Origin of the sequence: Vibrio sp. A8-1, from assembly GCF_013048685.1 — a bacterium.
GTDB classification, from domain to species: Bacteria; Pseudomonadota; Gammaproteobacteria; order Enterobacterales; family Vibrionaceae; genus Vibrio; species Vibrio metschnikovii.
In genome coordinates this window covers 1-12,188 of record NZ_VHTC01000004.1, presented here as the reverse complement: position 1 = coordinate 12,188, position 12,188 = coordinate 1, and the positions used below count along the sequence as shown (strand labels likewise).

The following is a 12,188-nucleotide window of genomic DNA, read 5'->3' as shown; positions in this document are numbered from 1 at the left end:
AATAACAAAATCCCGCCTTGGCGGGATTTTGTTTATCAGCTTTCGGTTAACGATTAAGCCAATAGTTCGTTAGCAGTTTTCACCACATTTTCAGTCGTAAAACCAAACATCTTGAACAGTTGATCCGCTGGTGCAGATTCACCAAAGGTCGTCATGCCGATGATTTTGCCGCCAAAACCAACGTACTTGTACCAGAAATCAGCAATGCCAGCCTCAATCGCGATACGCTTGGTCACGTCTGCCGGTAATACCGCTTCACGGTAAGCCGCATCTTGCTTATCAAAGGCATCGGTCGATGGCATTGAAACCACGCGGACTTGCTTACCTTGTGCTTCAAGTTCAGCCGCCGCATTCACCGCTAGCTCCACTTCAGAACCGGTTGCAATCAAGATGAGCTCAGGTTTGCCAGCGCAATCTTTAAGGATATAACCACCTTTGGCAATATCAGCCACTTGCTCTGCCGTGCGAGGTTGTTGAGCGAGGTTTTGACGCGAGAAGATCAGCGCTGATGGCGCATCTTTGCGTTCAATGGCCAGTTTCCATGCTACTGCAGATTCCACTTGGTCACAGGGACGCCATGTGCTCATGTTTGGTGTTAAGCGTAGAGAAGCAACTTGCTCAACCGGTTGGTGAGTCGGACCATCTTCACCCAGGCCGATAGAGTCGTGAGTGTAGACTTGGATATTTTGGATTTTCATCAGCGCCGCCATACGCAGTGCGTTACGGGCGTATTCCATAAACATTAAGAAGGTCGCGCCGTAAGGGACAAAGCCACCGTGCAACGCGATACCGTTCATAATGGCGGTCATACCAAATTCACGCACACCGTAATGAATGTAGTTACCAGAGAAATCTTCAGCGGTGAGTGATTTTGAGCCAGACCACATGGTCAGGTTTGACGGCGCTAGGTCTGCAGAGCCGCCCATAAATTCTGGTAATAATTTACCGAACGCTTCAAGGGCATTTTGTGATGCTTTACGTGAAGCAATGTTGGCCGGGTTCGCTTGTAACTCAGCAATGATAGCATTAGCTTGCTCTTCCCATTGTGCTGGAAGATCGCCATTAACGCGACGTTTAAACTCAACCGCTTCTGCTGGGTACTCAGCCGCGTAAGCAGCAAACTTCTCATCCCAAGCTGCTTCTTTAGCTTGGCCTGCTTCTTTAGCGTCCCACTGAGCGTAAATATCAGCCGGAATTTCAAATGGGCCATATTGCCAACCCAGGAATTCACGAGCCGCTTTAATTTCATCGTGGCCTAATGGTGCGCCGTGGCAATCATGAGAACCTGATTTGTTTGGTGAGCCAAAACCGATGATGGTTTTAGTACAGATCAATGTTGGACGCGGATCAGCTTTAGCTGCTTCAATCGCCGCGTTGATGGCTTGTGCATCATGACCATCAACCGCTGGGATCACATGCCAGCCGTAAGCTTCAAAACGTTTTGGCGTGTCGTCTGAGAACCAACCTTCAACATGGCCGTCAATCGAGATGCCGTTGTCATCCCAAAACGCGATAAGCTTACCAAGGCCAAGCGTGCCAGCCAGCGAACACGCTTCGTGAGAAATGCCTTCCATCAAGCAGCCGTCGCCCATAAAGACATAAGTAAAGTGGTCAACGATGTCATGCCCTGGCTTGTTGAACTGAGCCGCGAGCGCTTTTTCAGCCATCGCCATGCCCACCGCATTGGTAATGCCCTGACCGAGAGGACCAGTCGTGGTTTCAATACCGGGTGCATAGCCGTATTCTGGATGGCCTGGAGTTTTGGAATGCAGTTGACGGAAGTTTTTCAAATCGTCAATCGACAGTTCATAACCAGTTAGATGCAGCAGTGAGTAAATCAGCATTGAGCCATGGCCGTTAGACAGCACAAAACGGTCACGGTCAGCCCATTGTGGGTTTTGTGGGTTGTGATTTAGGTGTGAGCGCCACAGCACTTCAGCGATATCCGCCATACCCATTGGCGCACCTGGGTGACCAGAATTGGCTTGTTGAACTCCATCCATGCTCAATGCACGAATCGCGTTAGCGAGTTGTTTACGTTCCATAATAATTACCGACAAATAATAGATTTAGAAAGGAAAGGGGAACGTCAATCGTTCCCCAAATTTTAATTCTTGAGCGAATTACAGTTTTGCTGCAATCATGACTTCCAGTTTACCTTGGTCAACGGCGAAGTTACGGATACCTTCAGCCAGTTTTTCAACTGCCATTGGATCTTGATTATGTTCCCAGAGGAATTCTGCGTGAGTCATTGGTGCAGGGCGAGCTTTGCTGCCTTTTGAATCGACTAATTTTTCAACCACTTCACCTTCTGCTGCTTCAAGCTCAGCCAGTAGTGATGGTGCAATGGTTAAACGGTCGCAACCAGCAAGTTCTAAAATTTCACCAATATTACGGAAGCTTGCACCCATCACGACGGTGTTGTAGCCGTGCTCTTTGTAATAGTTGTAGATGGTTGTTACTGATACGACGCCTGGATCTTCTTGCGGTGCAAAATCACGACCTTCTTTTGCCTTATACCAGTCCATGATTCGACCAACAAATGGTGAGATGAGGAAGACACCAGCTTCAGCACATGCACGAGCTTGCGCGAAAGAGAACAACAGCGTGAGGTTACAGTTGATGCCTTCTTTCTCAAGAATTTCCGCTGCGCGGATACCTTCCCACGTTGAAGCGAGTTTGATCAGGATGCGATCGTTACTGATCCCAGCATCGTTATACATTTTGATCAGTTGGCGAGCTTTGGCGACACTGCCTTCGGTGTCGTAAGAGAGACGAGCATCGACTTCAGTTGAGATACGTCCAGGAATAGTTTTCAGGATCTCTTTACCAATGTTCACTGCCAACATATCGCAGGTATCTTGGATTTGTTGTGCTTTGTCTGAACTTTGTGATTTTGCGTATTCGATAGCAGCATCAATCAGTGGTGCGTATTCTGCGATTTGGGCAGCTTTTAGGATCAGCGAAGGGTTGGTGGTAGCGTCTTCAGGTTGGTATTTTTTAATGGCATCGATTTCACCAGTATCCGCAACCACAGTAGTCAGTTTACGAAGTTGCTCTAATTTGTTGCTCATATCGTTCATCCTATTTCTTTTGGCCAAGCCAATGTATGGCAGAAAAGCTAACGCAATTATGATCAGCGACCGAACTTATGTTATGAACATTTGCTCGTTCGTTGAGTAAATGATGTGACCATCTTTATCTTATCCAGTTAGAAAGTCAATCATAGTTAGTGGCTTATGGTGATGTGAATCAACAATTTTATGTTATTTATTTCGCAGGTAGAAAAAGAAACGTTTGCCTAATCTAAGCTAGTCACGACAAGGGTTGATTGAGAGAAACTTGTTACGCTGAGAAAATGTCATTGTCATGAACAAATGTTGCAAATGAAGGCGGACTTCACTTATCCTAGCACGATGAGCATATGCTCAATGTTCGTTTTTTTGCGCGCCTGATCCTTACTGTTTGAAGCGTTAATCGTCAGCGTGCTCATGTTTTTTGTTATCCACCTATTCACTGCGGCTCTCAACTTCAATGGGTTTGCAGAATAAAGAGATCATCATGACGACTTTGCATCAAGATATATCTGTCGAAAGTACCGACTTACTCACGGAAGTTTCTGTCGCTTATTATCAAGATGGAGCGACCCAAGAAGAGATATCTAAAAAATTTGCTATCTCACGAGCGAAAGTTGGACGTATGCTCAAGCAGGCGCGTGATGAAGGTATTGTCGAAATCACCGTTAAATACCACCCTGTTTTTAGTGCGAAAATTGAGCAGCGATTGATTGAACGTTTTGGCATAAAACGTGCTCTAGTAGCCTTGGATCAACCGAATGAAGAGCAACAAAGGCAACAAGTTGCGGGCTTAGTTTCAAATTATCTATCCGGCACGTTAAAAAATGGCATGGTTGTGACTATTGGACAAGGTCGAAATGTCTCGGCAGTTGCCCATCATATCGGCGTCATTACTCCACGAGATTGTAAGTTTGTATGCAGTATTGGTGGTATTCATCCTCGTGGGGGGATGTTTAATGCCGATCATATTTGTCGCCAAATGGCGAAAAAATACGGCGGCACATCGGAAACGCTATACGCTCCGGCTTATGCGGAAAATCGCGCGCAAAAATTGGCTTTTATGCAAAATGCGACGGTTAAGCAAACCTTAGATTTAGCTCGTAAAGCCGATATTGCCTTAGTAGGGATTGGCGATATGAGTGAAAATAGTTATATGGTTGACCTCGGTTGGTTTACGCCTGACGAAGTCGTTCAGTCTCGCTTACAGCAAGGTGTGGTTGGTGATTTTGCTGGTTACGATTTCTTTAATATTCATGGACAAATCGCCAATACCGTGATGAGTGATCGGGTAATTGGATTAGGGATTGAAGAGTTTCGGCCCATATCTGAAGTGATTGCCATTGCGGCCGAAAATAGTAAGCCACTGGCGCTGCTGGGAGCCTTACGCACCGGAGCGATAGATGTTATTGCCACTAGCGTCAGTAATGCTCTGACGGTATTAAACCTCGATGAACAGATGCGCAACGTACAGTAGATGATTAACGCAGTGCCATCCGTCAATGGCTATGACGCGATCAGGATGGCTCGATAGGTAGCTCATCGCGTTGTCCCCACTCTGTCCATGAACCGTCGTAAATGGCGAGGTTTTGATAACCACAAAGATAAGCGGCGAGAAGAACAATACACGCCGTCACGCCTGATCCGCAGCTAAACAGATACTCATCAGCAGCCGATAGACTATCGGCGAGAATAGGGGTTAATTCGTCGATTGGTTTTAGCTCGCCACCATTCACCAAGTGAGTAAATGGCAGATTGCATGAATGCGGGATATGACCACTTCGTATGCCTGGGCGAGGTTCAGAAATCAGAGCTAGAAAACGCTCTGCTGAGCGTGCATCGATGGTAAGGCTGGCCGGATCGTTGAGTTTGCTCAATACGTAGTTAGCATCAACAAAGTAACGCGGCTCAAGTTCACCAGTAAAATCACCGTTCTCTACGGTCGTTAAGTACGCTTGAGTCAAAGGATAGCCTGCCTTTTTCCATGCTGGTAATCCACCATTGAGAACATAGACTTGCTGATGACCGAAAGCACGGAACATCCACCAAGCGCGGGGAGAAGCAAACGTCCCACTATTATCGTAGACGACAATCACTGAATCTTGGTTGATGCCCAATTGTTGCGCGAGATGGTTAAAACGCGTTTGGGCAGGCATCATGTATGGCAAAGCACTATCAATATCACAAAATTCATGGTCGTAATCAAATCGACGTGAGCCGGGGATTTTGTTTTGCCAATCTTTTTCACCTTTGCTCGGAATCTGAAATTCAATGCTGCAATCCAAAATGACTAACTGAGGTAAGCTTAAATGTTCATAGAGCCAAGTTGGAGTAATCAGTGGGGACATGCGGCTTATTCCTTATAATAAGGGGGAGTAGTGAGCATGCGGCTAAATAACAATACCGCGTTTTTCACGTCGTTATCCTTCAGGTGTGGCAAATTGGGCAACTGGCCTGTTTAGGTAAAGTCATCTCACGCCAGGTCATTGATAAGGCATCCAAGATTAAAAGCTTACCCAGTTTGGTGTGTCCATAATCGGCGATGATTTTTATCGCTTCCATGGCTTGGACTGCGCCAATAATACCGACGACAGGTGCCATTACTCCCGCTTCAACGCAAGTGAGTACGTGGTGGCCAAAAAGAGCACTTAAGCATTGGTAGCAAGGTTCATCAGGATGCTGGTATCGAAATACACAGACTTGGCCTTCCATACGAATCGCCGCGCCAGATATTAACGGCGTTTTCGTTGCAAAGCAGAGTCGATTCAATTGATTACGCGCCTCGACATTATCCGAAGCATCGACTACTACAGTATGTTGTTCGATTAAGCGTTTTAGCGGCTCGTCAGCCAAACGTTGATCCACCGTATTGACGATTAGATAGGGATTGAGTTGGCGCAATGATTCTGCTGCAGAGTCGACCTTTTTACGACCGACATCGGCATCACTATGTAACACTTGGCGCTGTAAATTCGATAGTTCGACGCAGTCATCATCGATCAAGGTTATCGTACCGACACCTGCCGTAGCCAGATATTGACTGGAGGCACAGCCCAAGCCTCCTGCACCTAAAATTAATACAGAGCTTTGTTTAAGCGCCTCTTGCCCTTCAAAATCAAACTGGTTAAGGATGATTTGCCGGTTATAACGCAGCATCTCTTGGTCAGATAAAATATCCATAGTGTTCCTTAAGATAAACAGGCATTAAACAACTGAATATTCACGATTTCACCAACTTCTACTCGCCCACGATCCTGCTCTAATACCACAAAACAATTAGCAAGGCTCATTGAACGAAAAGCGCCAGAACTTTGATTGCCGGTGCTCTCTACGACAAACTGTCCATTTTCAAGGTGATAAATACCACGCTGATAGTCGGTGCGGCCTGGCGATTTTTTGAAGGGACTTTTGGTTCGTGCAGGAATAGACTGAGGCGCTTGCCATTCGCTGTGTCCAGCCAGTTTGGCCAGCATAGGCTGTACCAGAACATACAAAGTCAGCATCGCCGAAACCGGGTTGCCCGGTAAACCACAAAACCAAGCGTTTTCTAATCGACCAAAAGCAAAAGGTTTACCTGGTTTTATCGCGAGCTTCCAAAAACCGATTTCGCCAAGTTCGGCAAGGATATCTTTGGTGTAATCAGCCTCGCCGACACTAACTCCACCAGACGTGACGACGACATCCGCAAGCTGTTGCGCTTGATTAAAGGTTGCTTTTAATGTCGCTGGGCAATCAGGGATGATCCCCAGATCGATAGCCTCGCAGCCAAAATTTTCAATCAACGGTTTAATACCATAGCGATTGCTATCGTAAATCTGTCCTTCAGAGAGCGTCTCACCGAGTGGTTTTAGTTCATCTCCGGTAGAGAAAAAGGCGACTTTAGGTTTACGTAATACGTTCACATGACTGATACCCAAAGTCGCGATCATTGGGATATCACGAACGGTTAAGCGTGCACCTTTGCGCAAGACTAGATCATTGTGTCCGATATCATCGCCCATCGGACGAATGTTGGCATTGGGTTGAACATGGTTCACAGAAAATTGAATACCGTGCTCGGTGACTTGCGCTTGCTCTTGCATGATCACCGCATCGCAACCGATTGGAATTTGTGCGCCAGTCATAATCCGAATACAGGTCAGTGGTGGCCACTCTCCAGTAAATGGTTGACCTGCAAACGATTTTCCTGCTACGGGCAAGGGTTGATTATGGACGATATCAGCTCGTCTGACTGCATAGCCATCCATTGCTGAGTTATCAAAAGGAGGCACAGGAATCGGAGAGAGAACATCTTCGGCTAAGACAAACCCCAGAGCTTCAGCAAGCGGAAGTTGCTGTGTTTGATTCACTGGGGTAATACGAGAAAGCATGGAATGCAGCGCATCTTCAATCGGCATTAAGCCCGGCGCATCACAACAGCCCATATTGTTGATCCTATGGTGGTTATTTTTGTCGGTACTTTAACACATAAAGGGCATGACAATAATGTCCGCCCATAAAATAGGGATGTAATTATTCAAAAATCCGAGTATTCTTGTCTGCCATTCGAGAGGGGTAATGAAGAGGTAGGGGAAATGTCAATTTTGAGCGAATCCGCCCAGTTAGTGAAAGCAGCACTAGAGAGCCGCGGTCAGGAAACGCCAATGCAACCCAATGCAATTAGCCGTGAAGAGAAAAAAGCGCAAATTGAATTTCATATGCGTGAAGTCTTAACTCTTCTGGGTCTAGATTTAGCGGATGATAGTCTACAAGAGACACCGCATCGGATTGCCAAAATGTATGTCGATGAAATTTTCTCTGGGCTTGATTATAAAAACTTCCCAAAAATTACCGTCATTGAAAATAAAATGAAAGTCAGTGAAATGGTACGCGTCAAGGATATTACCGTGACCAGTACCTGTGAGCATCATTTAGTGACCATCGATGGTAAAGCTGCGGTCGCTTATATTCCACGTGGTAAAATTATTGGCCTATCAAAAATTAATCGCATTGTACGTTTTTTTGCTCAGCGCCCTCAGGTGCAAGAGCGTTTAACGCAACAGATTTTAGTTGCGTTGCAGACGTTACTTGAGTCGGATGATGTTGCGGTGACCATTGATGCTACCCACTATTGTGTAAAGTCTCGAGGTGTCATGGACGCGACAAGCGTAACCACCACGACCGCTTTAGGGGGGATATTTAAATCTAACCCTGCCACCCGCGCCGAATTTTTGCATGGATTACGTTAATACCTCGTTGTGGTGTTAATAGATAAAAAGCCTCTCATCAGAGATAATGAGGGGCTTTTTATTTGCCGCTGGCGCGAGTGATGAGATTGCACGACGTTATCGAGTTAAGCTCAATCTCTCGGGTTGTAGAGCAACAACCTTATTCGTCCAATATCAGCCCAATTCATGCTACAAGGGCAAATAATCGCCATATCCTTCCGCTGCCATTTTCTCTTCTGGAATAAAACGCATTGCCGCAGAGTTCATACAGTAACGCAGGCCAGTAGGTGCCGGACCGTCCTTAAAAACATGACCAAGATGTGAGTCGCCGAACCGACTGCGTACTTCAGTTCTGGTATAGAAAAGACGAAAATCGCTTTTGGTAATAATGTACGCTGAATTAATCGGCTTGGTGAAGCTTGGCCAGCCTGTTCCTGAGCGAAATTTATCTTGCGACGAAAAGAGTGGTTCCCCAGTGACGATGTCTACATAAATACCGCGTTGATGATTATCCCAGTATTCATTATTGAAAGCCCTTTCCGTGCCTTCTTGCTGAGTGACATAATATTGTACATCAGTTAGCCTGGCCCGAATCTCTTCAGGCGATGGCTTGTGGTAGGTCTTGATGTTTTGTTCTGCAAGCGATTTGTCAATCAATTGACGTAATGTGATGGGGTTCTTATTACGCTCACGACCAAAAATTTGGTCTAAATATTGATCTCGTCCTGAAGCATGACGATAGTATTTATAACGAATCGGATTCTTTTTATAAAAATCTTGATGGTACTCTTCCGCGGGCCAAAATTCGGTGTACTCAATCAATTCAGTATTCAGGGGCTTTTGATAAATACCTAAAGCATCAACCTGTTTTATTAACTGTTGAGCGATCTGCTTTTGGGTTGAATCATGGTAGAAAATCGCTGGTCGATATTGTAGCCCGCGATCTACAAACGAACCTTTTGCGTCTGTTGGGTCGATGTGGCGTAAGAAATAATCCAACACTTGTTCATAACTGACCAGATGCTCATCAAAAGTGACTTGAATGACCTCAATATGTCCCGATTTTCCAGATGATACTTGCTGATAGGTTGGGTTTGCTAATGTACCACCTGCGTAACCAGAGACAACATTGACGACGCCGTCGAGTTTTTCTAAATCGGCCTCTGTACACCAGAAGCATCCTCCCGCTAAAGTCGCGATTGCATAAGACGACTCTGCTGCGGATAAAGACAGATTATTCGCTCGAGTAGTGATAGAGAATAGAACCAATAGCGTTAGCACGCTGGAGGAAAACCATATTGTAAAACGCTTCATCTTGCCCTTTACCTATTTTATTTAGATGACCAGTGATGGTGATTATTGCCTATTTAAAACGGCCGTCGTGCTAAAAAGCGGAGTGTATTACCATTGTTTAAGCACGCTAAGCAGTAGTGTCTTATCGACAATATCAAGACTCTGTTATCTATACGTAAAATAGAGCAAGAAAGAGCAACAAAGTGAAGAAATTGCTCTTGCTGATCAGTTATTGGTTAACTCAAACCAATGATGTTGCCATCATCATCGAGATCAATCGCCATAAAACTGGGTTTTGCTGGAAGTCCGGGCATGGTAAGCACGTTGCCACATAAGGCATAAATGAATTCCGCACCAGCACATGGTTTTAACTCTCTAATGGTGAGAGTAAAGGCTTTGGGCGCACCCTTAATGGCTGGATCTCCGGTGAGAGACATCGGATTTTTAGCCAAACAAACGGAGAAATGTTGATAAGGTAGCGTTTCTAATTCGGCCAGTTGTTGCTTAGCCAGTGCACTGAGCTCGATGGTCGTTGCGCCATAACTTTTCGCAACCGTAGTGAGTTTATCGAGCAGTGAATCTTGCGCTTGATAAAGAGGTTTAAAATGTGTGGCTTTTTGGCATTGAGCGATGACTTGCTGGGCAAGGTCTAGTGCGCCATGCCCTCCTTGAGAATAGGCATCTGAAACAGTGACTTTGACATCATTAGGTAGACGTTTAATCAGACTAACTAGTTGCTGAAGCTCCTCTTCGCTATCTTGTGGAAAACGATTGATGGCCACCACGGCTGGAATACCATAGCGATTCACATTATCGATATGCCATTGTAAGTTGGTGAAGCCGGCGGTCAGTGCCGCGTTGTCGGGTTGAAAAAGTAACTGACTGTCTATCTGCTTGAGTTCAAATAGCCCTGAATTGGCTTTAATTCCACGTAAAGTTGCGACGATAACGGCACAATCTGGGGCTCTATTAGCTACATTGGCTTTAATATTACACGCTTTTTCAAAGCCCATATCAGAGCCAAAACCAGCCTCTGTCACGGTGTAATCCGCTAGCTTACTGGCAATCTCATCAGCAATAATCGATGAATTACCATGGGCAATGTTGGCAAAGGGACCCGCGTGAATGAGGGTTGGAACGCCTTCCAAGGTTTGCATTAACGTTGGCATTATCGTGTCTTTCATACAAACCGCCATAGCCCCCGCGACCTTGAGATCTTCGGCGGTGATCGCTTGTCCATCGAGATCATAAGCGAGAATAATCTGACCAAGTCGGCGACGTAAATCGGCTAAGTTTTTCGCCAGCGCTAAAATCGCCATCAATTCAGAAGCGGCGGAAATATCAAAGCCGTCTTCTCGTTCAATGCCGTTCGTTGTTTGGCCTTCAGGATTACGGCCGACAGTGATGTAACGCAGGGCGCGATCGTTATGATCGACCACTCGTTTCCAAACAATACGTTTAGGATCGATTCGCAGTGTAGGTAACCCTGTCTGTGTGGAGAAATTTTCGTAACCAAGACGAGTTTCGTGGTATAGACGGGCATCAATCGCTGCTGCGGCTAAGTTATGCGCCGAAGTGACGGCATGAATATCACCGGTAAGATGTAAGTTGAGCTCTTTCATCGGTGCAACTTGTGAATAGCCACCACCTGCCGCTCCGCCTTTGACACCAAAAATCGGTCCCATGGAAGGTTGACGGATACAAGCGATAACGGATTTATTTAAGTGCGCAAGACCTTGTGCTAAGCCTATCGTGTTCACCGTTTTACCTTCGCCAAGTGGCGTAGGAGTAATGGCCGTAACTAAGATCAATTTTCCTGAAGAGACATTTTTAAGGCGTTGTAAGCAATGTAATGAAACTTTGGCTTTATAAGAGCCTTGGCTATGAAATTCATCAGTCAATAAGCCCGCTTTTTTAGCGATGAGCTCAATGTTTTGTAGGGGAGTTGTACGGCAAATCTCACTATCTGACAGCATAAAACCCTCGTAGTAAGGCTAAATAGGGTGAAGAAGACCATTTTGCTGCGATAGTAACGTGTAAAAAATGCTTGTAAAGGAGATTGATAGTAAAAAGAGACATCTCAGCCTTCCGTTACATGCTGACGGATTAATGATGTCAGCAGGCTAATCGGAGGTATGATGGTTAAGCAGAGCCATGGAGAACAGGCAATAGATTAAGACAAAGGAGAGTTATTTGTTGCTAGAAAAAGTTTCTTTCTTGCGAGACAGTTTGTACCATTGACGTTGTCTGGTCGATCTTCTAGACATAGATTTCCTAATAAAGTGAGACTGCAATAAGCGAAGAATAAACGAGAGTGCAGGGGGGAGAGAAGTAAAACGCAGTGCAGAGCACTGCGTTTTGAAATTGTGCGCCGAGCATGGCGTTGATCTAGGAGGTCAAAGTCCTCTACGGGCTCAGTCGAGCGGGAACCGTTAGCCTATGCAAGGGTGTTCATCGTGAGGTGAAATCTGAAGGAAGCAAATGGCAAAAACGTGGTGATGACGAACAGAAATCTGATAGTAGGCTGTGTCGACTTGGGTAACCTAGCAATAGATAGAATAGCCCAACGACTCGACGAGAAGTGCGATGCAGTAAATCAGGCATGACCACGAGA

9 protein-coding genes are annotated in these 12,188 nt (G+C 45.7%); 2 read left to right on the top strand and 7 right to left on the bottom strand.

The window, feature by feature from the left end; translation table 11 throughout:
• Positions 1-53: 53 nt before the first annotated feature.
• Positions 54-2,045, bottom strand: coding sequence for a transketolase (gene tkt, locus FKN93_RS02970; protein WP_170904450.1), 1,992 nt, complete (start codon positions 2,043-2,045; stop codon positions 54-56).
• A gap of 78 nt (positions 2,046-2,123) precedes the next feature.
• Positions 2,124-3,074 carry a transaldolase gene (tal, locus tag FKN93_RS02965; RefSeq protein WP_040905471.1) on the bottom strand — a complete coding sequence of 317 codons (951 nt, stop codon included), beginning with the start codon at positions 3,072-3,074 and terminating at the stop codon, positions 2,124-2,126.
• Positions 3,075-3,561: 487 nt separating this feature from the next.
• On the opposite strand from tal, the gene FKN93_RS02960 reads away from it, so the two are divergent.
• The gene (locus FKN93_RS02960) at positions 3,562-4,551 is read left to right on the top strand and encodes a sugar-binding transcriptional regulator (RefSeq protein ID WP_004396638.1); all 990 of its coding nucleotides are present in this window, start codon (positions 3,562-3,564) and stop codon (positions 4,549-4,551) included.
• 40 nt (positions 4,552-4,591) lie between these two features.
• On the opposite strand, the gene FKN93_RS02955 is transcribed toward FKN93_RS02960, so the two are convergent.
• From FKN93_RS02955 to moeA, 3 genes are all read right to left on the bottom strand, one after another.
• On the bottom strand, positions 4,592-5,422 hold the full coding sequence (locus FKN93_RS02955) for a sulfurtransferase (protein ID WP_170904449.1): 831 nt from the start codon (positions 5,420-5,422) through the stop codon (positions 4,592-4,594).
• Positions 5,423-5,501: 79 nt separating this feature from the next.
• Positions 5,502-6,254 carry a molybdopterin-synthase adenylyltransferase MoeB gene (gene moeB / locus FKN93_RS02950; protein ID WP_154171173.1) on the bottom strand — a complete coding sequence of 251 codons (753 nt, stop codon included), beginning with the start codon at positions 6,252-6,254 and terminating at the stop codon, positions 5,502-5,504.
• A gap of 8 nt (positions 6,255-6,262) precedes the next feature.
• Entirely contained in the window at positions 6,263-7,498 is a 1,236-nt protein-coding gene (gene moeA / locus FKN93_RS02945) for a molybdopterin molybdotransferase MoeA (RefSeq protein WP_158145408.1), read from the bottom strand.
• Between the two features lie 150 nt (positions 7,499-7,648).
• On the opposite strand from moeA, the gene folE reads away from it, so the two are divergent.
• Positions 7,649-8,302 (top strand): GTP cyclohydrolase I FolE, encoded by a 654-nt coding sequence (gene folE / locus FKN93_RS02940; protein WP_004396634.1) that lies wholly within the window; start codon positions 7,649-7,651, stop codon positions 8,300-8,302.
• 168 nt (positions 8,303-8,470) lie between these two features.
• On the opposite strand, the gene msrB is transcribed toward folE, so the two are convergent.
• On the bottom strand, positions 8,471-9,595 hold the full coding sequence (msrB, locus tag FKN93_RS02935; protein ID WP_158145410.1) for a peptide-methionine (R)-S-oxide reductase MsrB: 1,125 nt from the start codon (positions 9,593-9,595) through the stop codon (positions 8,471-8,473).
• Positions 9,596-9,810: 215 nt separating this feature from the next.
• Complete coding sequence (locus FKN93_RS02930) at positions 9,811-11,550, bottom strand: formate--tetrahydrofolate ligase (RefSeq protein WP_170904448.1); 1,740 nt, start codon at positions 11,548-11,550, stop codon at positions 9,811-9,813.
• Between the last annotated feature and the right edge of the window lie 638 nt (positions 11,551-12,188).

What these genes read in the sequence shown, in the direction of transcription:
- moeA (WP_158145408.1), bottom strand. Translation starts at nt 7,498, where the DNA reads ATGGGCTGTTGTGATGCGCCGGGCTTAATGCCGATTGAAGATGCGCTG.
- msrB (WP_158145410.1), bottom strand. Translation starts at nt 9,595, where the DNA reads ATGAAGCGTTTTACAATATGGTTTTCCTCCAGCGTGCTAACGCTATTG.
- FKN93_RS02930 (WP_170904448.1), bottom strand. Translation starts at nt 11,550, where the DNA reads ATGCTGTCAGATAGTGAGATTTGCCGTACAACTCCCCTACAAAACATT.
- FKN93_RS02955 (WP_170904449.1), bottom strand. Translation starts at nt 5,422, where the DNA reads ATGTCCCCACTGATTACTCCAACTTGGCTCTATGAACATTTAAGCTTA.
- folE (WP_004396634.1), top strand. Translation starts at nt 7,649, where the DNA reads ATGTCAATTTTGAGCGAATCCGCCCAGTTAGTGAAAGCAGCACTAGAG.
- FKN93_RS02960 (WP_004396638.1), top strand. Translation starts at nt 3,562, where the DNA reads ATGACGACTTTGCATCAAGATATATCTGTCGAAAGTACCGACTTACTC.
- tal (WP_040905471.1), bottom strand. Translation starts at nt 3,074, where the DNA reads ATGAGCAACAAATTAGAGCAACTTCGTAAACTGACTACTGTGGTTGCG.
- moeB (WP_154171173.1), bottom strand. Translation starts at nt 6,254, where the DNA reads ATGGATATTTTATCTGACCAAGAGATGCTGCGTTATAACCGGCAAATC.
- tkt (WP_170904450.1), bottom strand. Translation starts at nt 2,045, where the DNA reads ATGGAACGTAAACAACTCGCTAACGCGATTCGTGCATTGAGCATGGAT.